Source organism: Sphingobium sp. SG1, from assembly GCF_057063145.1.
Genome location: NZ_JBVVOJ010000001.1, coordinates 388,715 through 410,227, shown reverse-complemented (window position 1 = coordinate 410,227; position 21,513 = coordinate 388,715). Strand labels below are relative to the sequence as shown.

Genomic DNA, 21,513 nt, shown 5'->3' with positions numbered 1-21,513 from the left:
AGGTATTTGATGGACTACGACGTAATCAAGGGTCAGGCTCAGGCAATCATCGATCGCCACACATTTGCCCGCTTCAACCCGTCGGTGAAAACTGCGATCGAAGCTGAGCTTCGCATGTGGCTCAAGAACCTTGCGCGGGCTGGTCATATGGATGACGTCAATTACTTCATCAGTGTCGACTACGACACCGCCTCTGGCGAGCTTTCGGCTTTCGTCTCCGATCGCAATCCCGATGAACCGCTGACCTTCATCATCGCAAGCCGGGCAACCAACTGATGGCTCTGACGATCTTCCTGCTGATCGTTGTGGTTCAGATATGGTCTGCGCTGACGATATACGGGCAGTCCGACAAGGGGGAGATGTCCTATCTCATCCCCTTCTTCACCATCGTCCTGCTCCTGCCGCTTGCAGTCATCGTGTTTGGCAAAGCCACTATCTGCTGATCAGGCGTCTTCGTCGATCGCGGTCGACCCACCGTCGAACGTGGTATTGCTGATCGCAGATTTGATCTGACCGGGAGAGAAGACGAAATAGGTCGTTGCTTTGTGGGGGGTGCCCTTATGGACATCCTTCACATTGCGAATGATCGCCCCGTCATACCCATTATCCTTGCCCCATTGTGCAATCTCATTTGTGGTTACGATCTCCTCGCGCTGCCATCCACGCGGCTTGAAAATAATATCATCCCACCGATCGCCTTTTGCATTCACTACAAGTGGCCGCTCAATCCGCAAGTAGACCGGCATGGTGTTTCCGCCCTCGTGATATTCTGGCTCTCTGATCTGCGGATTATCATGGAGGAACTGCATCTGTTCCGCAAAAGTTCCTGTTTTTATGAGATTGTAAAACTCATCGGCTAATGCTTCATTAGCGAAGCGGGCGACCGAAGCCTGTGCCATATAATAGCTCTGCGCTACTTCAGGATTGTCGGTAAAAACGAATGAACCTGTGGGTACACCGGTCGCGGCGTTGGAGTTGGATTTTTCTGGATCAAAGGCTTTGAAATCAGCCTGCGTGCCATGAAAGACAACCAGCGGTCGTCCTTCATTGTCGACCACCTTGCTCTTCCCGAACCATGCCCAGAAGCGCTCGACGACCGAAGGATCGGCTGAGATAATACGTCCGGTCGAGTTCATGACGGTTTTGGCTCTCTTCATCAATGAAGTGAGGCCTTCGACTAGATTAAGAAATTCACGCACGCAATCATTCTCCCGATGTATCCGCTATTTATTTTGACCGGGTGTTTGGGGACCAGATATGGTAGCCACTCATTTGATGAAGCGAGTTTGAAATGAATTTCCTGAAGAACATCACTGCCAATGAATGGGTCGCCGCAATTGCTGGCTTCGTGATCGGCGTCATGCTTATCTGAAATGGAAAGGGGGCCAACGGCCCCCTTTTTTTATCCGTAAATTTCTGCGAGAAACGAAAAGTTCACCAGCTTGGTGTAGAGGAGGTTGTGACAATTTGCCCGCACGCGAAAATTGTTCGACCCATCAATCTGTCCCTTGGTCAGGTAACGGGAGTCCTCGAAATACGCCTTTTTGTCGATCATCCCCATGACATAGCAATGGGTATATCGATCTGTGCTCTTGTCCCGTAGCAGCGACGTGAAAACGTAACAGTCGGCTCGCTGATTCGGATTGTAATTCGCAATGGATGCCTCATAGGTATCGTCGGGCACCACAGTGCGATCCTTCGTCTTCACCTCAAGCTTGATCTCCTCATACTGGACATCATGCTGGTAGGTATTGAGCGATTCAGTGCCGGGGATTGCCTTGAGGACGGCAGCTTCACCCAGCATTCCCGCCATGTTACCCTTACCACCGCGAATTGAATTACGCAGGTGGCCAATATCATTGGCGCGGGGCTGAGCCCATTCATACATCTCGTCCGTGATCGGAACACAGAGCCAGCCTTCTGGCGTAACAGTCACATCATCGTTATTGAAAAGCATTGCCTCTTACCTGTTGGTCGATAAGGCATACTACCAAAGGTGAAGTATCGATTGCGATATTAAGCCGCAGACGATATGACTATTTCGAACATTTGATGGAGTTTTGCGTGACCGTTTATCTGGAAGAAATCCCCGATGAGGCGATTGATCGCATCTATGCGTTCAACTGGCATCAGGAGAAAGCCGGGGATGGAGTGAAAATTCTCGACCTCCAGAAACACGACGTCATCAACGTCACGGTCAGCGGAACCGTCGACATCGACGGTGTGACACACGGCTTTATCATCGACGATGGCGATCGCGGCGGCACGGAAGTGATTGCGTTCGGTGATCCGGAATTTGTAGGGATTGCAGAGGAGCGCGAGCGACCGGAAAGCCCTACGTTCGTTCCTTTGCGCAAGAACCTCTTCCGCTACGCCAAGTTTTCAGTATACCTTCATATGCGCCAGTATCGGGATTTCAAGGACAAGGAACGCGGACTGTCCTATGACCGCTATTTCGCACCCGGCATGAAGACAGAAGGGCATTACCGGGAATGGGCAGCACAGCGGCATTTGGAGGTCGGATATCTCAGCAGCTTTCCAAAGGAGGTAGAGGAGATCGTTCGCGCATCCGACAACGGCTCGCTAAAGATTCATGACGCGATGGAGAAGCTTCGCGCCCTTTATCCCCCGGAGGAGACGGAACAGCAGGATCGTTTGCTCCGCGAATTCACTACGATGCTGATGGAACCATAAAAAATGGGAGGTCGCCCTCCCATTTCTCATTCCGGTAATTTCCGACGGTAAAGGCGATGGCTGGTGAACAGAGTGTCCGGCGCAGGTTCACCGACCATTCTCGCCGGATACCAATTTCGGTCCACATCCTGACATTCATCGCCCGGTTGGATGATCTCGCCGCTATGCAGCGGGCGATAGCGATCGTCCCACATCAGAGGCGCTCAGGCTTCGCCACTGCCTTCACCATGAACATGAAGCCAGTTTCGGCATTCGTTGCACCGATCGAGAGAAAGCGCTGATCATAAAGATCATTGCCCCGCATACGATCGACAAGACGATTGAACTGGGCCTCGAACGATTTGATCTCGTTCATCATGTTGATTTCTTCTTCGCTGAGGTCGCGATAGCCTTTGATGAGTTTGTGTTGATTATCCATATTCAATCATACCAAACCGACTATCGCCACTTCAATATTATGCGTCGATGCCGAGACTGCGAGAGATACCAGCAAGATGCAGCAATACCTGCTTGGTGCCCTCATCGGTGCGGGCCAGCGCGCGCGGCGTGCTATTCAGCGTAGCGGACATCTGGTCGACCCAGTCAAATGCCTTGTCTCGATCATTGAAAATATCGGCTGCTTTGAACAGGATCAGGGCGAGATTCTCCGACGCTTGTTCATTGGCCACCAACTGCTTTTCCTTCGCCTCGTAGAGGTCTGGGAGTCCTCTCAAATGCGAATTTTGCCATAGGTTCGCATAAGCTTCGGGAAGATACTGGTCGATCAGTTGCGGGAAAGCATTTCCGTCGAGGCAAGCCAGAGCCAGCGCGTGTTCACGCAGGCGGGAAAGCTGCGCAAAAGAGAGGGCGGCAACGATGGTCTCTTCGGGTATCAGCCCCTCGGCCGGGGCTTGGAATTCAAATCGCATTGGTCAAATGGCTCCTTAGGAAGGCCCATGGTAGCGATCAACCATGGGCCTTCTCAATATTTCTGGAGCCTATCAGGCGCGCGTGGGGCGCGTCTGATGCTTGTCCAGCCATTCGCTGGGAGTTTCGATGTCGAGCAGACCTTGTGTGCGGTATGCCGCCGCATAATCGAGAAGCGCTGCGAAATCACTTTCATACCAGAGCAGCGTATCGGCGGGAGGCGTTGTGCCGGTCCCGCCGGGGGCGATACCGTGGCAGAATAGATCGATGCAGACACCGTAGCGGACCGCAGAGTCGACGAGTTTCTTCGCCACGGCCAGCGTCTTTCCACCAAGGTTGACCGCACCATGACCGATCAGTTTGGGACCAGCATCGAACTCAGTGGGATGAATCCACCACGGCCATCCCGATCGTGCCATCTGGACGCCCTTGGATAGCAGCATGGCATCGGTCGAGACGTCATTGGCAGACAGCGGGTAGGAGAACAGGTTGCGCGCGCGCGTGAAGCCCTGCTTGTCGAAGATTGCGCGGGCCTGATCGTAGTCGGAGCCCAACCGTGCGGCCCCTGCGACCGTATAGTCGGGGTGATACATACCCTGACTGATCGCGTCCCAACCCGCGTTGTAGACGATCTGGAGGAGGCGACGGGAATTGGTGTCACCGTCGATCAGGTTGGCGTCACCGGCCCAATAACCCTTGATCGAACGAGCTTGCATGAGGGGAAGAGCCTTCTCTACGATCGACGTCTCGCCGAACCGGTCGAAGCCAATGCGGATCGCACCCTTAATGGGAACGGCCCGATGGTAGAAAATGCCATCGAGATAGACATCGGCCGCATTGCCACTGCTGGTCGAAATGCTGATCTGGATGCCGTTGATCACTTCATCAATCGCCTGCGAACCGGTGTTGACCCATGCCGATCCATTGGGTGCCGTGGTGCCATCATCATCGGGACGGATGGTGAGTTCGTTCCAGCCCTTGTGAAGCTGCCCGGCATAGGCCCAGCTAAACTCACGGCGCTTGGTTGCAAACGCGTCGGAGGAGAAACGGATCGAAACGCTGCCTTGGTCAGCGCCCCAATAGAGACGCAAGCCGACCAGAGCGACCTCGGACAGCTTGAAATTTGCTGGGACAGCAGCCGTGCGCGCACCGCCAAATGTGCCGCTGGTGGGTTTGCTTATGCGAAGACCCGCCGTGCGACCCGAAGGGGAGACAACCGGATAATTTGCCGTTGCGATCGTTACACCGGATGCCACGGCCCAATTGGTGTGGGTCGTGGTGGCATTCAAAATGGTGGGTAGAGCAGGGGCATAGCTATGGAATGCAATGGTGCCCGCGCCCACGGACTGAGCACTTTTAGCTCGCGCCCATGTCAGACGGGTTCCCTGAATGGTGAATAATGTGGTGCTGAAAATGCGCGCCACATTCTCAACGGGATCGCTTGTCCCCGTGACAAACTTTGTCACCTCGATCGTGCAGAGGGATGCGCGTGCCGCAGCCTGCGGGCCGGTTCCGGATATCAAAGCAGTGAGTTCGTCGGCGGTTCGCGCCAATGCGCAAATCTTGGTGATACTCCCATCCAGCGTCGCGACGCGGAACCGCGAGGTCCCCACCTGCTTGATAATCTGACCGGTGACTATTGCGGAACCGTTATGAAATTTGACCGCTAGTGCCCCTTTCTTCGTTCCAAAGTTGCGCTTGTTGATCGGGTGCATGAACATTCCTCTTAAAGTGGGCACCCATATTTATGAAAACCGGCCATACCGAAGTGCTTGACCCGCCGTCATTCTTCGGCGATAGCCCGGATCGATTTGATGGAGTTTATATGATGCTGAAACGCTTTTTCCGGGCAGGTGCCCCCGTCGTTGCGCCATCGCCGCGCGAACATCTCGAAGCACTCGAACATAGCCTCATGGTGAAGCGCTATTCGGCCATGAAGCTCATTCTGGTCAACGCCGACTGGGCCAAGCGGCAGGTCACGCGTGCAATGGCGGAATCGCATGCGTTGCAGTTCCAGATCACAGAGCAGCGCGCACTCTGTGAGCGCATGGACCCGAGACTGGCGGCCTGACATGCATACCAGCAGCATATTCGGCGTGATCGAAAATGAAGTCGAGAAGACGATCGGTCGCGCCATCGCGATCGACCAGACCCTGCCGCACGCATGGACCGCACACACGTTCAGCAGAAAGCTGATCCAGATTTCCGAAACCCGGTGCGTCGCCCGCCTTTCGACCAATGGTGAGGTCCTCAAGGAAGATAATACGTTCACCGATTATTACGGCTTCCTGACAAGCTTCTCCGACCCGTTGGAAACTGCATTTGGTTGGTCGAAGAAATATGATTGCGGGATAGATCGGCCATTCAAGGTCGAAGTCATTCTCATGGTCGACCGCCACTATGGTCTCCGCGCTGATGACGACGTGATCGGCCGCCCGCGTTATATGAGCATTCCCGATGACTGGGTCGACTGCACTGATGCGTCAGCGGCATCGGCAGTGGAAAACTGGATGAACGAGGCGGACTGGCGTCGCAAGATCGACCTTCGCGAACAACTGTCCTTTATCTGCGACTGGAAACCAAGCTTGGAGCTTACTCTGTGGTCCAGTGATTGGGGGACGCCACAAGAAAGCGTCGGCGATATCGAAGAGGTCATCCGTTCAGTCGGGCGCGATCTGCTGTCTCAGTCTGATCTCAAGAGCCGGGTAGATTACATCCATGAGGCGATTGAGGATGTCTTCAGTCTGGACTCATAATGAGTCCAGACCAGTGATGTCCCAGCGCTTGAGCATTCCCGCCTTCACTTTGAAGAACGGACTTGCCTCACCGGCAAATGATCGTTCACCCTCATAGTAATTGATCGGCATCCGCCGAAAATGCGAATGAGGCGTGAAATTGAACCACCCTTGAGGGGCGTAGATCAGCACGTCCCCGAGATTGGCGAAGCGTTTCAGGGGGACGCCAAAAAGCGTTTCAGGGCGTGGTTGGTCCCCCAAGGGCATTGCCGCATAGGCAGCTTTGCCCAGAAACCATTCGCTGCGCACGCCTGTGAAAAACTGGTCACCGGGCTTGAGGCTAATGGTTCTGAATACAGCTTGCGTGACGCGGTCATAGAACCCATCGAAGCCGGAAAATGGAATCTCACCCATGCGCTCGACGTGTGATTCCATTTCGGAAATGAGCGATCGGGTCGTGTGATCGATCATTCGCTGCTGGACCATGCGCTCAATGTCGAAATCGTCGACCAGCGAGCAGGCAATTCGCTCTGGTGGCTGCCCACCAAGTTCGACGAATTGTTCGTTCAGGGCTTTGTCGAAGTCGGTAGTGAATGGTTCATCTTGAAAATAACGTGACATAAGACACTTTAATATTTGCGCCTTTGCTAGGTCACTATTTTAAGCTATGAACTAGCTGACATATTTTATGGGATGATTATGGGCTTCCGCACGCTTCTTGAAATCAATCATGACACGTTCTCGAATGTTCTCGATATGAGAGAAAACTTCGCCGGGGCGGTGGACCGATACACAAGAGCAGCCGACCCGGATTCGGCAGCCTATCTCCAAGATGTTTTCGGTGTTCGGGTGGTGGCGCTGCGCCTGTCTGGTAATCCATATGTCGTCAGCAGCAAAGCAGACGGCTTCCCCGTAAAGGCACCGTTCGAAGAGGAACTGGCGGAACTTATCGTCCGTCGCGAAGCTGCCCTCAGCACCGCCCGCGCCATGTGCGCGAGACAAACAGGCAGACTGAAAATCGATGACCTGCTTGATGTCATCGCGGGGCTCGTCGAGATCATTGATGATCAGGAAATGCGCGACATCATGCGCATTCTCTTCGAACGCTATCGTGATATGCTCGACAGTCTCCCCGTTTTGCTGGAAGGCGACGAGCATTCTCCTGCGCATCTGAGATGGATGTGCGAAATTTCGCTCAACAATATCGCGGAATATCCGACCGACAAACTCAATAGATGGTTGTCCTACGTCCAATGCGACCTGACCCATCTCGGACTCACCACGGTGGAGACCGAAAGGAATTTCACCCGTCCGCTCTTCCATGCCTATTATGCGAAGAAGGGGTTGAGCAGACCACCGACGCTCGAACGGAATTGAGATCATGATGGAATTGAGGCAGGGTGTGGGTATGTTTGGAAATCAGGAATATTCGATCGAGTTCGTGGAGCCGGGTCGCGTGACCAGCACGATAGTCGACTTCAATTCGCTCGATGCGGCGATGTCGGGCGCGGAAAAATTTCGTGAACTGTTCGGCGGAAATGACTTCATCGGTATCATCAAATGGGATGCGAAACAGGCGTTCCCAACCTGTGAATGGATCGTGAACAAAAAGGGGGTGCTATCCCCGATTTTTTACGCTAGTAAGTCGATTCACTGACCGGGAGGACCCGGTCGTTAGCGAGGATTGGCGACTGGTGTCCACCGAATATCTGCTTGAGATCGGTATGAACGACGATCAGGAATATTTCGTCCGATCGCGTGCAAAAGTTCGTTTTTACTTCACCGGCGATAGCGTGGCCAAAGTGCTGGCAAAGGCCGCGAAGGCTCTGACCAAATACCAAGAATATGTGGCGGAATACCCGTCACGGGCTCGTCATTAGGTATTGAACAATTCGCTTCCTCATATAAAGTGGTGCTCCATTTTATGGAGCTATTGGAAGCGAAATGATTACCGAAGAGAAGCTTAATCTTCCACCCATCGCCGATGACGTTCTCGAAGAGCGGATGGCGCGGGTCACCCCCCTGATCAACCGAGGCGGCAAGCTGCACAGCTTCGCGGCTGTCGATCCCCGCAATACGGCGTTCAATTGGGACCCGAAGGACCTCGTCGAGGTGACTGACTATGCAGAACATAGTCGCTCGCGCACCCACCATAAGTGCGGCTATCATGCATTCTTCAAGCCGTCGATCGCAGAGGTTCTGGCTCAGTTGCCTGACGATCCGGAAATCGCGGGTTTCTACATTGATGAGGACCTGAACATCGATATCCTCCACGATGGCGATGGCCACGCCGCCACCACCGTATGGCTGCGGAGGGCATGAAGTAATGCTAAAGCATGATTATGGCCAGCGCGAAGACTTCGAGGAAGAGCATCCGGGGAACCGGTTACGGGCGCGCCTGAGTGACGTGGAGCGGCTCGATGATGTCGACGACGTCATGGCGGAACTCCTCTACACTGCCGCAGAAACGGGGATTTTCGAGGATTTCGAGAGCATCAGCATGAACGATGCGCTCACGATCGTGCGCCTCTGGAAAATCGCAGAAACGCTCAAACGGGCCGATCTTCCATCACTTCGAATGTGATTATTGCGCTCCCGGTCGTCGGTCTCATATTGTGCCAACATAGACATCGACGCTCGGGAGCCAGTCTCCCTGACAAGGCGGGCTATGGGAACATGACCGTAGACGGCCGGGGTGAGCGCCCCAGAGGGACAGACTAGCGACACCCACAGTAGGTGAGCGCAGCAATGGCCGCCCAGCGGAAATCCGCTAAAACCGCACTATAAGAAGAGTAGAGCTATGTCTGAAGCATTTGACATCTCTACGTCCGGTCGGTGTCCTCTCATTGCTCCGATCGGAAGCCAGTCCCAAGACTGAACCGTCATGATAGATCACGATACCTACCAGATGCGCATTTTGAACGCATCCTCGTTCGGGTGAGGTAGATCAAGAATGGGCGGCGCATGCTGGTCTCGCATGACCACCAGCTACATTGCGTAAGCCGCTAATGAGACGACTACACTCAAGGTCGCATTCCCCCCACAAACCCTGTGGGGGGAAAGAAGGCATCCTAGCCTAAGGTCACATTGTGGATGATTATCTTGAATTATAATAGATGAGGTGAATAGAACGTAGCTCTGCGGAGTGTATTCACCTCATCTGGAGCGTGGTGATACGTCACCACCTCCCTGCAATGATTAAGACTGATAGGTATCGATCAGTGCATTGCAGTCGGAATTGCTCACGTAGGGATAGCTTTCACGAAGCCCATGCGATCCCTTCTCATCCATCTCGACGTTGAATTCTGCCGTGCTATGGGGAGCAATGAAGATGCGGCTGGAGCCATCGCTCTCTTTTGCGTCAAAGACGAAACGGGCTTCGTAGGCCCCCGGTGCGTTCTTGTATTCGCCGCCGCGATCATCCGTGCTGTCGAACGTGCAAGCGACATAGATATAGGTGATGGGTGTGTCTGACGAATTGGTGAACCGGAATTTGCCCTTCAGTTCCGGATAGTCGCTGGGCGACGCATTGTAGAGGCGGTGCTCGAACGAGAAGCCCTGCTGCGCATTATCCCTCTGCACCGAGCGCGACTTCCACGCCGGATTACCCGTGATGGTGGCCATCCCCTTGGTGAACATGTCCCAGCCAGAAGACAGGACAGTGGCAATCAACGAGAAGACGATGATGATGCCGATAATAGCAGGCATTTTACTAACTCCGCTCAGAACACGTTGGAAGACTGAATGCGTTCGCCATCGCGAAGCTGACGCCGATCTTTGACCTCGTAGGTGAAATCGCAATCCTTGGGTTTGAAGTCGAAGGACCATGAGGCCGAAGCGGTTTCGCCGCCATTGACCGAAGGAAGGTTCGCACCGAGCGAATTGTCGCACTTCATACGAACGTTCAGCATGTCGTAGCGCGACCCGTTCTTGATCACAGCGTTGATCGTGCGAGGGTCCTTGGCGTCATATTCGAGATCATATTTGAGGCCGAACTCGACGGCCTCTTTCATCTGATCGTCGTTCGCGTCCTCGTTCCAGAACGGGGTGAGGATCACCCCGGTGATGATCAGGAAGAAGAAACTGGTGCAGATTACCCAGAAGTTGTTCCAGATGAAGGCGATGATCCCGCCGATGATAGCACCGATCAACGCGCCTTTGGCATGGGTATTCACAGATAGCCTCTCGAACATAACTTCAAATGCGATATCCTAGATATCACACTTCAAGTTCTCGTCAAGACTAAATATCTGCGTTCTTTGCATGGAGCAGGTTATGTTTGCAACGGCAATATCATTTTTGGTTAATATCCGAAAATATCTGCCATGGCTGGTAGTCGCGGCTCTGATGATCGGCGTCCACGCCTTCGGGTCAGGCCTTTATAAGGACTGGAAGCAAGGTATCGAGAAGGTGGCCTTCGAGAAAGGCATTCAAGACGAACGCTCTCGGCAGGACCAGATCGCGCGCAAGATCGAACAGGCGCTAGTTCCTCGACTTGACGCCATTGATGAGAAAGCGGGCAGGGACCTCGCCGCACAGTCGACCAAGGAAACGAAATACGTCGAGAGGATCGTTCATGAAGTTCAGACAAATCCCGATTATTCTAATTGCCGCGTCTCTGGCAGCGTGCTCGACGACCGAAACGCGATTAGACGGTCACTCGACGCCACCCTCGATCCCTCAGGTGGGCAAGGTTCTGGCGGAGAAGCCCAAGGCGCTTCCTGATCTGACCGATACGTCCATGGGCGCGCAGGTGCTCGATGCGACCGCGACAGATCGGAATTATAATGCACTGGCGATCCGCTATGTGCGACTATTGGAATGGATAGACTGTGTGCGGGAGGCATTTGCCTCTGACAAAACACCGGTCTGCGACAAAGGAGTAGAATGAAGTCACCGCATGTGGTGTTGGGTGTGGCTCCCAACGCGTCGAAAGAAGAGATCAAGTCAGCCTATCGGAAGCTGGTCAAGCAATATCATCCGGACAAAACCAAGGATGATCCGGATGCGACCAAGAGGTTTCACGAAATTCAGGCCGCATATGATGACCTGACTGATGAGACCAAGAAAAACGCCAAGCCGACGGCTCACGCGCCTTGGAGCGGGTTTCCGGGCGGGCATCCGTTTTCCGGCTTTGATTTTGCTGGGGGGCAGGCGAATTTTCAGTTTCGGCAGACTGCTCGTATCCAATGCGACATCTCTGTTGTGGATGCTTACAATGGTTGTAAAGTGTCGCTCGACATCCAGACGCCCGATGGGCGAAACCCTACCATTTTCGTGGATATTCCCGCTGGTATCCCGTCAGGGTCAACGCTTCGGGTAAACACGGATGATCCCTCCCTGACCAACATCGATCTGATGGTGATCGTGATGGTCATCCCCAGTGACCGCTTCGCCGTCAATGGCGCTGATCTGTTCACCAAAGTCGAGCTTTCGGTTTGGGATGCTCTACTGGGTGGTTCGTTCAACATTCCAACGATCGATGGCAATGTCGATGTCGTGATCCCACCGGCGATCAATCATGGTGCGACCATCGTAGTTCCGGCAAAGGGCATGCCGCTGATGGGGCAAGAAGGCGTCCATGGAGCGCTCAATGTAATCGTCGAAGTGGTGATGCCGACGCTGACGGACGCGCAAAGAGACGCGGTTCGTCGCATTAGGGACGGGGACGCAGAATAATATTGCATACGGGAAAAACGGCCAACTAGCCTGAATGGGAAGACATTGGGTTAGTGGAGTTTTTCCCGCATGAGTTTTAGTAAAGAAGTGTCCGCACTGATCACCGACGCAGCAAAGGTTGCCAAGCGTTTCGGCCAAGTGGACATCGCGCCGGAACACCTCCTGAGTGTCATGATCATCAATGATGAGATCATGGAATGTCTGGCGTATATGAAGGCCGATTATGCCGAACTGATCGCGAACCTTACAGAGCATCTTATCAGCCGTCGCGTCGAAGTAGATAACGCTCAACAGCCCATGCCTGACGGGCTTTGTGCGCGTATCATCGAAGCGGCCGTTGCCGCCGTGGATGAGGGCGAAGAAGCCACTGTGTTCGACGTGTTCTGGGAGTTTCTCAAACTGCCGTTCGACGAATGTGCCGCCACCGCAATGCTTCATGAGAGCGGTGCGACATCGTCTCTGATGGAGAGCTATGTTCGCAAGCTCCAGCAGGAGTATGAAGAAGCGACGCGCCGCATCTACTATTTCGGTCCCGGTAGTTTCACTTCATCGGTCGACTTCTCCGGCTACACTCTCAGTGGAAACGCGGTCGGGCCAGCGCCGACGAAGGATGAAAGCACGGATCAGGATAAGGCGATCGCCGAGGCGACCAAGACGCTCGACAAGCTCGCTATCAATCTCAACGAGAAGGCGAAGACGTCGGCCATCGATCCCTTGGTTGGTCGTGAAAAGGAAGTGGATGAGGTAATCCGCATCCTTCAGCGTCGCCGCAAGAATAATCCCCTGCTGATCGGTGAACCCGGCGTTGGTAAGACCGCCATTGCAGAGGGTTTCGCCCGCCGTATCGTTGAGGGGAATGTGCCTGAGATGTTTATCGGCCAGACCATCTATAATCTCGACATCGGCTCTTTGATCGCCGGGACCAAATTTCGGGGTGAATTCGAGGATCGTCTCGATCAGTTGATCAAGGCGGTTCAGACGCGCGGCGACGTCATTCTGTTCATCGACGAAATCCACCAGATCGTGGGTGCCGGTCGGACCGGTGATAGTGCAGTCGATGCGGCGAACATTCTCAAGCCTGCTCTGGCACGCGGAACCCTGCGTTGCATCGGGGCGACGACGTATGACGATTATACGAAGAATTTCGAGCGTGACCGCGCCCTTATTCGACGTTTCAAGCAGATCGCCGTTAATCCGCCATCGCGTGATGAAGCCAAGGCTATCCTCATGGGATTGCGTTCGCATTATGAGACGCACCACGGCGTGTCATATTCGGTGGAAGCCATCGAGGCTGCTGTTGATCTGACCGAGCGCTATATCCGGTCCGCTACGCTGCCTGACAAGGCGATCGACGTCATTGATGAAGCAGGTGCCCGTGCCGCTCTGGAGAGACGCAAGACGCCGATTTCGGCCGAGGACATCGAGCAGGAAGTGGCGACGATCGCCCGCATCCCGTTGTCAACCATTCGCGAGGATGAGGGGTTGCGCATCGTGTCGATGGGCGATCGTATTTCGCAGAACGTGTTCGGTCAAAAGGCGGCGGTGAAGGCAGTCAGCGATGCGATCAAGCTGTCGCGCGTAGGTCTGCGTGATGTCGACAAGACCGCCAGCAGCTTCATTTTCTCCGGTCCCACCGGCGTGGGCAAGACTGAGGTGTCGAAAGCATTGGCGGCCGAACTGTCCATCCCGCTCGTTCGGTTCGATATGAGCGAGTATATGGAGCGCCACAGCATCGCGCGGCTCATCGGTGCCCAGCCGGGTTATGTTGGATATGGCGACGGTGGTGCAGCGTCGGGTCTCCTGATTTCCGAGATCGAGAAGAACCCGCATTGCGTTCTCCTTCTCGATGAAGTGGAAAAGGCGCATCCGGACATTTTCAACGTTCTCCTCCAGATCATGGATGGCGCGCGCCTGACCAGCGGTTCGGGCAAGACCGTCGATTTCCGGAATGTCATTCTGATCATGACGACCAATGCAGGGGCGGCGAAGAAGGCCAAGGCTGCGATCGGCTTCACCGGTAGCAACGCAAAGGCCGATGAAGCCGCACTGAAGAAGTTCTTCGCCCCAGAGTTCCTCAACCGGGTTGATAAGATCATCGCGTTCGATCCTCTGGGACAGGATGACGTGCGGAACATCGTGACCAAGTTCATTGGTCGTCTTTCGGATATGCTGACCAGCCGTGAAATCGGCGTGGTTCTGCATCCCTGTGCGGCCGATTGGTTGGCGACCAAGGGTTTTGATGCTGAATTTGGTGCTCGTCCTCTGGCCCGTCTGATCGATGAGCACATCAAGCTCCCGATCGCGGACATGATTCTGCTCGATCGGCTTCCCGCTGGCGCTAAAGTGGTGCTGAAGGCGAGGAATGAAGTGATTGAAATTTCGTCCGAAATGCCAACACTTCTAGCGCTGGAGCCCTGCTGATTTTTTTCAAAAGGGTATTGTAGGCGGGTTCGAAGCCCGCTTATTTCGACGCATTCGAGAGTGATATTTGATTACGATATTTTAAATTCAGAGTGATTTGAGAGCGAAGATTCCACGACTTTTTGGTCAAGGGCCTCCGCAGCAACAGGCTGCATTTCTCAACACATTTATGGATTTCAGAAGGGTGGCGCTGACATCGCCATCTTCCTGTCCGTTATGTGGTTTTGCAGCAAAGAGCCGATTTGATCACCCGTATGCGTTGCACTCATATGGGAGACACACGGAGGGGTGATTGTGTTCCATGACCCCCTCCGGTTTTTCGGCTCTGGATTTGATGAAGACATTTGAAGGAGCGAATTTCATGAACCCCAAGCTGTTTGAAACCCTCGCAGACCGTGGCATCATCAATGGTGACACATTCCTCACCGCCAAGGTGCGCAATCAGGATGTTTCGGGTATTTCGCGCATCAAGTTTTCTGGCAATTTCCAGTATCTCGTCCACGTCGATGATGGTGACCGGATTGCCATCATGGGGAAGAGCGCGGACGGCCGCACGATAACTTTCTACCCTGAAGATATTCAGGAGATCGATGGTATGGAAATCCGGCGCATCGCGTGCATCTATGCTCTGGATGAAGAAGGTGAATCGCTTTCGCAGGCTCGTCGTCGTGGTCGCAAGCCCAAGAACCGCGTCGCCGCCTAAATAGTTGGTCCCCTCAGGAGATCAACTTATGAAAATCGTTAAGAAGACTGTCGTGATCGACTTTGCCAAGCTGGTGGGCGATCGCGATGCCGCTGGAATTGAGATCGGTGACGATCTCGTTGAGACTCTGGCGCAGGTTGCCGCTGAACTGACCGGCGGTTCGCTGGTCGTCGAAGCTGCGATCCTTCCGGACAGCGAATAATATGTCATTTCCGGGCATGACATTCATGGGTTCGACCGGAACCATGACCGGAGATCAGGTTCGCGTCGATGGCTTCCCCGGCCCGGCGCGAACCCGACATGTCGTTTCTGTGAGCGTGTCCAACTTCAAGGGGAGCGTGATCCTTGAGGGCACGCTTGTCTGTGCCCCCACTGATGCTGACTGGTTCGAGATACGATCGGAAACGTTGGATGTCACGGGTCAACAGACCATCGCATGGGCATTTGACAGTCGCACCATATGGCTGCGGGTTCGCGATGATGCAGTTGAGCGTGGATATGTGCGCCGGGTTCTAGTGCGTTGATAAGTATGGAAACGCATAGGAGAACTTCATGAGCGCCGAGACCCAGATTCCATGCTTCGTAAGCCTCAACGTCGAGCGCGAATTTACGCGTGAGGCGGTGTGTGAATGGATGGCTCTACTGGACGAGCACCTGCCGCCGGGCGTGCGGACAACTGTTCGCGTGGACGGGCGTGATGGTGGGTCGGCATATGTCCCGATGCTCTGCAAGGCATCGAAGTCGATGTATCGCTATATGGTGCCGTTGACGCGCCACCTGATTGAAGATGAGGCTCGCCCGATTGCAGAGGCGGCCAGCGCAGCCTTCCCGTTCGACTTCGATATCGTCGTGAGCAAATGCGAGATCGAGGCCGGTCTCGCCAAGGACAATATTAAGATCGAGGATGAGCGCTATAAGGCGATCTGCCAAGCATTTGCCAAGCGTCAGCACGAGCAATGGGTGAAGGATCGTCTTTCAACTGGCTGGCGTTATTCCACGACCATGAGCGTAGCCGATAAGACCAGCCCTATGCTTCGTAGTTGGGATGACCTCCCCGAAAGCCTGCGACAGGTCGATTACAAACAACCGCAGGCTATGGTCGACCTTCTGAACGATCAGGGTTATGCCGTGATCAGTAAGGATGAACTGGCGGCGATCTATAAATTGGTTCGCAACACGATTTAATTTTGACTTGATCGGATCGGCTTAAATACCGTCCTGAAATCCATTTGAGGGATTTCAGTAAATATCATGAAGTCATTTGAAATCGTCCGCGCAGTGCGTGAGACGTCATCCAAGACCGAAAAGCAGGCCATCATTGAAAAGGCCTTTCTCGACGGCAATCGCGATTTTTTCGTGGGCGCAAAGCTTGCATATGATGGCTTGGTCACGTTTGGCGTGAAAAAGGTCATCGAGTTCACCGAAGAAGACGATGGAACGCCCAGTGAGGTTAGCTTCGGTGACTTTGCGGTTCTTGCTCAGAGCCTTCGCCTACGCGAACTGACCGGGCATGCCGCGCGCGACGCCATCAACGCATTTGCCGATCGATGCTCCATTTCGGAATGGAATGATTTCTACCGCCGCATCCTGCTCAAGGACTACAAGGCCGGTATCACCGAGAGCACGATCAACAAGGCACTAAAGGCTGTCGCGAAGACGGACAAGAGCGCGCTCGATTATATCGTGCCGACCTATGCCTGTCAGCTTGCGCCCAGCGAGTCCTACAATCGCAAAACGATCAGCGAACTCAAGGGGCGTGTGTTCATCGATGTGAAGTGGGATGGCATGCGCCTCAATACGGTGCTGGACAAGGAAAACCGGACCGTTACTCAGTATACCCGTTCGGGTCAGGTGAAGGACAACTTCCCCCATATCACCGAGCCGATGCTGGCTCTGCTGGATGAGCTTCCGGCATCGATCATGCTCGATGGTGAGATCGTCGGTGAAGACTTCAACAGCCTGATGAAGCTGGCCACCAGCAGCGATGCCGATACGTCATCGTCGCGTCTCATGCTGTTCGACATCGTGCCTCTGGATGATTTCCGCGCAGGCCATTGCGCAAAGACCCAGCGGGAGCGTCACGATGCACTGTGTGCGCTTCAGGAAAGTGGTTTGCTCCAGAAACATCTGGGTGATCTGGCATTCGTCCTCCCCAAGGTCGAGATCGATCTCGATACGGAAGAGGGGCAGGCCGAAATCGCACGCATGTTCGACGATGTCATGGAAAAGCGCAAGATTTCCAAGAAATATGAGGGGCTGATGGCAAAGAAGCCGGATGCTCCTTATCGCTGCAAGCGCTGGGATGGCTGGGAGAAGGTGAAGCCGTTCGTCGATGCCAGCCTTGAAGTGATTGGTATGGAGCCCGGCGGCGCGGACACCAAGAACGCGAACAGCGTCGGTGCATTGATCTGTCGCGGCGTCGAAGGTGATATGATCATCGAGACCAAGGTTGGATCGGGCATGACGCAGGAAGAGCGCGATACGTGGTTTGCCAAGCCCGAACTGGTCATGGGTATGATTGCCGAAGTCGAGGGGCATGAATTCTCACAGGACGAAAAGGCCCGTGGGTCGAACGTCTGGTCGATGCGCCACCCTCGGCTGAAGGGCTGGCGCGGGTCCAAGCCGGGAGAAAAGCTGTGACCTTCACAGCATCACAGAAACTTCGCCATCTCGTTTTGCTCGCTGCTGCCAATTTCGAGGATATCGATCTCTCGGAAGTGACGCCGGAGAACATCGATGAACTCTACTATGATAGTAGCGCTTCCTCATATGGTGATGAAATCCGTGGCGGCAAAGTAGAGACCAATGTCGGTGCGCCTTATTCGCGACATTACGAGTCCAGTTCGGTCGCGGCCCAGTATCTTGACGGATCGTGGGTGGGCTGGACCTATTGGTATGGCGGCGGCAAACACGGGAGCCCGGAAGAGATCGAATGGATCGATGACGCTTACGACCTCGACTGTGTCGAGGAAGAGAAGGTGGTCGTAGTCCGGACCTTCACACGGAAAACGGGCGAATGATGAAATTCACCATCGGGGAGATTGCAGCGTCCATACGCTGCAATCTCTATCGCTCGGACCCCAACATGCCAGCCTATCCAGTTGGTATCGTAGAGGCCGTTCTAGCGCCCCTGTTCGACAATTGGGAGAACGAGTTGGCTCAGATGTCAGAACACGCCAAGGAGGGCTGGGAACTGGCTCACGCTCACATGTATCGTGCCGACGGATTGCGCGAGCAGGTCGAGGACCTTCTCGTTGAGAAGGAACGATTGGAAGCCCGGCTGTCCAGCCTTGAGAGCCGAAGCCTGCTTGATGGGTGAGGTGATCGAATTCCCCACGCCTGATCGAGGCTGGTGGAGCGCGCGGCCGTGGTTCACGACTGAAGAAGTCGGACATGTGCCGTGGAAGCGCATTGACCGGTGCACGAAATCGCTGGAGCGCATCGCGTTGTGGAAGGGGATGCCCCATATTGTGAAATGTGATGCAACTTCATACGATGCTTTCAACCGGTTTTCCGCCGCGCTGGAGGAGTTGATACGCATTGAGTTCCCGATGCAAAAGTGGACTACCCTACTGTATGACCGTCGCATTCCTGTGGCGCTGTTCCGCTGCCAGAAGGATGCAGACACTTTCGCCTGCTACCTAAGAGACAACTTTGCGTCGGGTGATCATTCGACGCGGGCATGAATAACTCGAAATCATAAAAAGGAGTATCGGGCAGGCCTAAATATGGCATGTCCGATAATCTCCACAACATGCGCTCGCGCCATGAAAAGTTCGAAACATTCCGCACGCCTGACTATTGTTTCGCCGAACTCTATAGCTACCGTCCCGAATGGTTTTCCGGCTCGGGCTTTGACCCTTCCGCTGGTGACGGCCGCATGCTGCGACATGTGATCGAGCAGGGCAACGTTGGTCCCCATTATGCCAATGACATCCGCGAAGAGGAACTGGCCACACTGAGTGCGATCCCGAATATGACGGCCACGGTGGGGGACTATCTGGAGATGACAGACCTCCCGGATGTTGATTTTCTCGTGACCAATCCACCTTTCACAAAGGCGGTTGAGTTCGTCCAGAAAGCACAAACGCACGTCAGCGGTCCGATCTGCATTCTCCAGTCGATCGCGTGGCAGACGACCAGAAAGCGCAGTGACTGGCTCAGGGGATCGGGATTGGCCTATGTGCTCAACATCACGAAGAGGCCGAAATGGGAGGTCGACAGCGGCGGGAAGGCTCCAAGCAACATCTGGGATTTCGCTTGGTTCGTATTCCTCCCCGGTCACACCGATCGCCCGATCATGGATTGGTTGTGATCGCCGCCTGATATAGAGCCACAACCTCTGCCTTTCCTATGCTGGGATTACCGGCCGTGTCATATTTGACCTGATCGAACGGCAGGGATTGCATCACTTCTATGACCGCCGGGATATCGGTTCGGATGAAGTGATGGCTCTCTCTACTGAGGTCGGCGACATTGGTCTTCACTCTACCGGCATTTACCCCGACCCTCTGTATTGCGAACGACGCATCCGCCTGTTTGACGAACGTGAAGTGTGCATGGGTGGTGGGCCGCTTTTCGTGGACGCGAACCTCATCACGGTGCTCCCATATCTGGAAGACGCAAGGGACGTCATAGGGTTCGCCGTCGGCGATGAAGGCGTGATCGGGAACTATCTCCTCATGGGTCAGGTGAAAATTGCGGTCCAACCGTTTGACCAGACTTTCCTTACGAAAAGTTCGCGGGACGATCATAGCTATGGCTTTTGCGAACTGAGCACTGTGGTTGAAAAACCGAACTGCAAGCGATGCGTTTTTACCAAATGGTGGATTGCCGATTACGATGATCGGTCTCTCGCAACCTATGTGAAGTTCCGGTTTGAAGTCGAAATAATCCATTTTGACTACACCGGTAAATTTGGGCTCCAGATCGCATCCGAAACTTTGAAGTGGCAAATGGGCGTAAAATGCACCCGTTCCTGCGCTTGGCTCTACATACTGATGTTCAGTAGGAACGAACCGTTCCATCGTAAAAGTGGCGTATTTCAAGGCAACTTCTGGATTTGTGTAAAACTGATCTAAGTGCATGAGTGCAGATTAGTTTCTGCACTTCAGCAACTTCAATATTCATATAACATCAAAGAACGGAAATTAAATTGACTGACGAAAGACGAGTACGAGATTTTAAAGTTACTGAAACAGAATGACTGTTTCGGGAGCTTATTTTAAGAAGGTTATTTTATGTCTCTCCATTATTTTCGCCCTATGGAATACTGCATCAACTTTGGTCGCGGAAAGTCGAAACAGGTCATCGCAAATGCATTTGCAAAAGGACAGGTTCGTGGTCTCGCGTTCGATGCGGTAGCAGCCGTTCTGCTGGGCGACGAAGTGGAATATGTCGATGAACGCGGATATGACTTCATCAGCAAGGGTTCGGGCAAGAAAATCGAAGTTCGGACCGTCCTGAACAATGGGCAGGCTGTTTTTGCTCCCAGTTCGAATTACGGCAAGGGTCGAAAGATCGACTATGCCGCATTTGCTGCCGAAGCAGAGGAGAAGGACTATTTCCTCGCCGAAACTGTGATGACCAGTAGTGGCGTCAAATATCGCGCAACACTCATCCCCGGTTCGATGGTCCGCGAAGAAGGACCAAATTGGAGCAGCGTCACAGTGAAGACTGTGTTCAATAATCTCAAGGACGATAATTTTGATCCAGTTCGAGGTTGGTAAAAATTGACTATCTGATTTTCGTTCAAATAGGGTTTGTTGGCCAATTAGATTTCGGCAAACCATATTTGATAGAAGGTATTTCAATTAATGACCAATGCAAGTGACACCGTTGCCGCCGAACAGCTTCGTCAGTACATCGAGCGCGTAGAGCGTCTCGAAGAAGAGAAGAAGGGCATTCAGGACGACGTCAAGGATGTCTACTCCGAAGCCAAGTCGCAGGGCTTCGATACCAAGACGATGAAGAAGATCATCAGCCTGCGCCGCATGGAGAAGCACGCCCGCGATGAGGCGGACGCCCTGCTGGAGACCTATCGCAACGCGCTGGACATGGCCTGATCTGGCTGAGGGGAGGGCGACCTCCCCTCATTTGATGGAGCCAAACATGAGCAAGAATATCTACATGGAAGATGTCGGTGAGATCGCACTGGAACTATCCGACTATCTGAAGGCGCAATATGGCGACGCGCTGAACAAGGAAGGCATCGATATGGATGCCGACGAACACTTCGTGAAGTTGCGGAACAAGATCGAGGACCTGCTCGACGAGTTCACCGAGGGTGAATATCAGAACTATAACTGATCATCAGCCAAATAAATAGACTTGAGCGCCGCCCACCCAATAGGGTCGGGCGGCATTTTATTGAGA

The 21,513-nt window shown here is 53.8% G+C and carries 33 protein-coding genes; 24 read left to right on the top strand and 9 right to left on the bottom strand.

The window, feature by feature from the left end; genetic code table 11:
- The first annotated feature begins 9 nt into the window (after window positions 1–9).
- Both AC0KVN_RS02295 and AC0KVN_RS02290 read left to right on the top strand, forming a co-directional pair.
- Window positions 10–276, top strand: coding sequence for a hypothetical protein (locus tag AC0KVN_RS02295; RefSeq protein WP_483655530.1), 267 nt, complete (start codon window positions 10–12; stop codon window positions 274–276).
- On the top strand, window positions 276–443 hold the full coding sequence (locus AC0KVN_RS02290; RefSeq protein WP_483655529.1) for a hypothetical protein: 168 nt from the start codon (window positions 276–278) through the stop codon (window positions 441–443). Before AC0KVN_RS02295 ends, AC0KVN_RS02290 begins: the two co-directional genes overlap by 1 nt.
- Here AC0KVN_RS02290 and AC0KVN_RS02285 read toward each other — a convergent pair whose 3' ends face one another.
- Both AC0KVN_RS02285 and AC0KVN_RS02280 read right to left on the bottom strand, forming a co-directional pair.
- The gene (locus AC0KVN_RS02285) at window positions 444–1,199 is read right to left on the bottom strand and encodes an ADP-ribosyltransferase-containing protein (protein ID WP_483655528.1); all 756 of its coding nucleotides are present in this window, start codon (window positions 1,197–1,199) and stop codon (window positions 444–446) included. It lies immediately after the preceding gene.
- A gap of 203 nt (window positions 1,200–1,402) precedes the next feature.
- Window positions 1,403–1,957, bottom strand: coding sequence for a hypothetical protein (locus tag AC0KVN_RS02280; protein ID WP_483655527.1), 555 nt, complete (start codon window positions 1,955–1,957; stop codon window positions 1,403–1,405).
- 107 nt (window positions 1,958–2,064) lie between these two features.
- Here AC0KVN_RS02280 and AC0KVN_RS02275 point away from each other — a divergent pair, with 107 nt between their 5' ends.
- Window positions 2,065–2,694 (top strand): hypothetical protein, encoded by a 630-nt coding sequence (locus tag AC0KVN_RS02275; RefSeq protein ID WP_483655526.1) that lies wholly within the window; start codon window positions 2,065–2,067, stop codon window positions 2,692–2,694.
- Window positions 2,695–2,887: 193 nt separating this feature from the next.
- Here the strand turns inward: AC0KVN_RS02275 and AC0KVN_RS02270 are convergent, their stop codons facing one another.
- The 3 genes from AC0KVN_RS02270 to AC0KVN_RS02260 form a co-directional block, all read right to left on the bottom strand.
- A complete protein-coding gene (locus tag AC0KVN_RS02270; RefSeq protein ID WP_483655525.1) occupies window positions 2,888–3,112 on the bottom strand; it encodes an Acb2/Tad1 domain-containing protein in 225 nt (74 codons plus the stop codon).
- 37 nt (window positions 3,113–3,149) lie between these two features.
- Complete coding sequence (locus AC0KVN_RS02265) at window positions 3,150–3,602, bottom strand: hypothetical protein (protein WP_483655524.1); 453 nt, start codon at window positions 3,600–3,602, stop codon at window positions 3,150–3,152.
- A gap of 72 nt (window positions 3,603–3,674) precedes the next feature.
- Window positions 3,675–5,315, bottom strand: a complete 1,641-nt coding sequence (locus AC0KVN_RS02260) for a polysaccharide deacetylase family protein (RefSeq protein WP_483655523.1) — start codon at window positions 5,313–5,315, stop codon at window positions 3,675–3,677.
- A gap of 110 nt (window positions 5,316–5,425) precedes the next feature.
- Between AC0KVN_RS02260 and AC0KVN_RS02255 the strand changes: the two genes are divergently transcribed.
- Both AC0KVN_RS02255 and AC0KVN_RS02250 read left to right on the top strand, forming a co-directional pair.
- The gene (locus AC0KVN_RS02255; protein ID WP_483655522.1) at window positions 5,426–5,671 is read left to right on the top strand and encodes a hypothetical protein; all 246 of its coding nucleotides are present in this window, start codon (window positions 5,426–5,428) and stop codon (window positions 5,669–5,671) included.
- 1 nt (window position 5,672) lies between these two features.
- Window positions 5,673–6,356 carry a hypothetical protein gene (locus AC0KVN_RS02250; RefSeq protein ID WP_483655521.1) on the top strand — a complete coding sequence of 228 codons (684 nt, stop codon included), beginning with the start codon at window positions 5,673–5,675 and terminating at the stop codon, window positions 6,354–6,356.
- Here the strand turns inward: AC0KVN_RS02250 and AC0KVN_RS02245 are convergent.
- Complete coding sequence (locus tag AC0KVN_RS02245) at window positions 6,351–6,956, bottom strand: hypothetical protein (protein ID WP_483655520.1); 606 nt, start codon at window positions 6,954–6,956, stop codon at window positions 6,351–6,353. The genes AC0KVN_RS02250 and AC0KVN_RS02245 overlap by 6 nt on opposite strands.
- A 78-nt stretch (window positions 6,957–7,034) precedes the next feature.
- On the opposite strand from AC0KVN_RS02245, the gene AC0KVN_RS02240 reads away from it, so the two are divergent.
- The 5 genes from AC0KVN_RS02240 (at window position 7,035) to AC0KVN_RS02220 (ending at window position 8,919) form a co-directional block, all read left to right on the top strand.
- The gene (locus AC0KVN_RS02240; RefSeq protein WP_483655519.1) at window positions 7,035–7,712 is read left to right on the top strand and encodes a hypothetical protein; all 678 of its coding nucleotides are present in this window, start codon (window positions 7,035–7,037) and stop codon (window positions 7,710–7,712) included.
- Window positions 7,713–7,716: 4 nt separating this feature from the next.
- The gene (locus AC0KVN_RS02235; RefSeq protein ID WP_483655518.1) at window positions 7,717–7,992 is read left to right on the top strand and encodes a hypothetical protein; all 276 of its coding nucleotides are present in this window, start codon (window positions 7,717–7,719) and stop codon (window positions 7,990–7,992) included.
- A gap of 37 nt (window positions 7,993–8,029) precedes the next feature.
- Window positions 8,030–8,215, top strand: a complete 186-nt coding sequence (locus AC0KVN_RS02230; RefSeq protein ID WP_483655517.1) for a hypothetical protein — start codon at window positions 8,030–8,032, stop codon at window positions 8,213–8,215.
- Window positions 8,216–8,279: 64 nt separating this feature from the next.
- Window positions 8,280–8,657, top strand: coding sequence for a hypothetical protein (locus tag AC0KVN_RS02225; RefSeq protein WP_483655516.1), 378 nt, complete (start codon window positions 8,280–8,282; stop codon window positions 8,655–8,657).
- Window positions 8,658–8,661: 4 nt separating this feature from the next.
- The gene (locus tag AC0KVN_RS02220) at window positions 8,662–8,919 is read left to right on the top strand and encodes a hypothetical protein (protein WP_483655515.1); all 258 of its coding nucleotides are present in this window, start codon (window positions 8,662–8,664) and stop codon (window positions 8,917–8,919) included.
- Window positions 8,920–9,533: 614 nt separating this feature from the next.
- Here the strand turns inward: AC0KVN_RS02220 and AC0KVN_RS02215 are convergent.
- Both AC0KVN_RS02215 and AC0KVN_RS02210 read right to left on the bottom strand, forming a co-directional pair.
- Window positions 9,534–10,043 carry a hypothetical protein gene (locus AC0KVN_RS02215; protein ID WP_483655514.1) on the bottom strand — a complete coding sequence of 170 codons (510 nt, stop codon included), beginning with the start codon at window positions 10,041–10,043 and terminating at the stop codon, window positions 9,534–9,536.
- A gap of 14 nt (window positions 10,044–10,057) precedes the next feature.
- A complete protein-coding gene (locus tag AC0KVN_RS02210) occupies window positions 10,058–10,528 on the bottom strand; it encodes a hypothetical protein (protein ID WP_483655513.1) in 471 nt (156 codons plus the stop codon).
- A gap of 82 nt (window positions 10,529–10,610) precedes the next feature.
- Here AC0KVN_RS02210 and AC0KVN_RS02205 point away from each other — a divergent pair, with 82 nt between their 5' ends.
- From AC0KVN_RS02205 to AC0KVN_RS02155, 11 genes are all read left to right on the top strand, one after another.
- On the top strand, window positions 10,611–11,060 hold the full coding sequence (locus AC0KVN_RS02205; RefSeq protein WP_483655512.1) for a hypothetical protein: 450 nt from the start codon (window positions 10,611–10,613) through the stop codon (window positions 11,058–11,060).
- Between the two features lie 162 nt (window positions 11,061–11,222).
- Complete coding sequence (locus AC0KVN_RS02200) at window positions 11,223–12,014, top strand: DnaJ C-terminal domain-containing protein (RefSeq protein WP_483655511.1); 792 nt, start codon at window positions 11,223–11,225, stop codon at window positions 12,012–12,014.
- A gap of 69 nt (window positions 12,015–12,083) precedes the next feature.
- A complete protein-coding gene (locus AC0KVN_RS02195; RefSeq protein ID WP_483655510.1) occupies window positions 12,084–14,435 on the top strand; it encodes an AAA family ATPase in 2,352 nt (783 codons plus the stop codon).
- 361 nt (window positions 14,436–14,796) lie between these two features.
- Window positions 14,797–15,138 (top strand): hypothetical protein, encoded by a 342-nt coding sequence (locus tag AC0KVN_RS02190; protein ID WP_483655509.1) that lies wholly within the window; start codon window positions 14,797–14,799, stop codon window positions 15,136–15,138.
- Window positions 15,139–15,166: 28 nt separating this feature from the next.
- A complete protein-coding gene (locus AC0KVN_RS02185) occupies window positions 15,167–15,340 on the top strand; it encodes a hypothetical protein (protein WP_483655508.1) in 174 nt (57 codons plus the stop codon).
- Between the two features lie 350 nt (window positions 15,341–15,690).
- On the top strand, window positions 15,691–16,323 hold the full coding sequence (locus AC0KVN_RS02180; protein ID WP_483655507.1) for a RyR domain-containing protein: 633 nt from the start codon (window positions 15,691–15,693) through the stop codon (window positions 16,321–16,323).
- A 66-nt stretch (window positions 16,324–16,389) separates the two neighbouring features.
- Complete coding sequence (locus AC0KVN_RS02175; RefSeq protein ID WP_483655506.1) at window positions 16,390–17,778, top strand: ATP-dependent DNA ligase; 1,389 nt, start codon at window positions 16,390–16,392, stop codon at window positions 17,776–17,778.
- Complete coding sequence (locus tag AC0KVN_RS02170; protein ID WP_483655505.1) at window positions 17,775–18,158, top strand: hypothetical protein; 384 nt, start codon at window positions 17,775–17,777, stop codon at window positions 18,156–18,158. Before AC0KVN_RS02175 ends, AC0KVN_RS02170 begins: the two co-directional genes overlap by 4 nt.
- The gene (locus AC0KVN_RS02165; RefSeq protein WP_483655504.1) at window positions 18,155–18,457 is read left to right on the top strand and encodes a hypothetical protein; all 303 of its coding nucleotides are present in this window, start codon (window positions 18,155–18,157) and stop codon (window positions 18,455–18,457) included. Before AC0KVN_RS02170 ends, AC0KVN_RS02165 begins: the two co-directional genes overlap by 4 nt.
- Window positions 18,450–18,824 carry a hypothetical protein gene (locus tag AC0KVN_RS02160; protein WP_483655503.1) on the top strand — a complete coding sequence of 125 codons (375 nt, stop codon included), beginning with the start codon at window positions 18,450–18,452 and terminating at the stop codon, window positions 18,822–18,824. The genes AC0KVN_RS02165 and AC0KVN_RS02160 overlap by 8 nt, the downstream gene beginning before the upstream one ends.
- Window positions 18,825–18,871: 47 nt before the next feature.
- Complete coding sequence (locus tag AC0KVN_RS02155) at window positions 18,872–19,453, top strand: hypothetical protein (protein WP_483655502.1); 582 nt, start codon at window positions 18,872–18,874, stop codon at window positions 19,451–19,453.
- Here the strand turns inward: AC0KVN_RS02155 and AC0KVN_RS02150 are convergent.
- Window positions 19,437–20,186: an SAM-dependent methyltransferase gene (locus AC0KVN_RS02150; protein WP_483655501.1), complete on the bottom strand. Its 750-nt coding sequence runs from the start codon at window positions 20,184–20,186 to the stop codon at window positions 19,437–19,439. The two genes, AC0KVN_RS02155 and AC0KVN_RS02150, sit on opposite strands and share 17 nt — an antisense overlap.
- A 192-nt stretch (window positions 20,187–20,378) precedes the next feature.
- Here AC0KVN_RS02150 and AC0KVN_RS02145 point away from each other — a divergent pair, with 192 nt between their 5' ends.
- The 3 genes from AC0KVN_RS02145 (at window position 20,379) to AC0KVN_RS02135 (ending at window position 21,447) form a co-directional block, all read left to right on the top strand.
- Complete coding sequence (locus tag AC0KVN_RS02145; protein ID WP_483655500.1) at window positions 20,379–20,867, top strand: hypothetical protein; 489 nt, start codon at window positions 20,379–20,381, stop codon at window positions 20,865–20,867.
- 87 nt (window positions 20,868–20,954) lie between these two features.
- Window positions 20,955–21,203, top strand: a complete 249-nt coding sequence (locus tag AC0KVN_RS02140; protein ID WP_483655499.1) for a DUF2312 domain-containing protein — start codon at window positions 20,955–20,957, stop codon at window positions 21,201–21,203.
- Between the two features lie 46 nt (window positions 21,204–21,249).
- Window positions 21,250–21,447 (top strand): hypothetical protein, encoded by a 198-nt coding sequence (locus tag AC0KVN_RS02135; protein WP_483655498.1) that lies wholly within the window; start codon window positions 21,250–21,252, stop codon window positions 21,445–21,447.
- The last annotated feature ends 66 nt before the right edge of the window (window positions 21,448–21,513 follow it).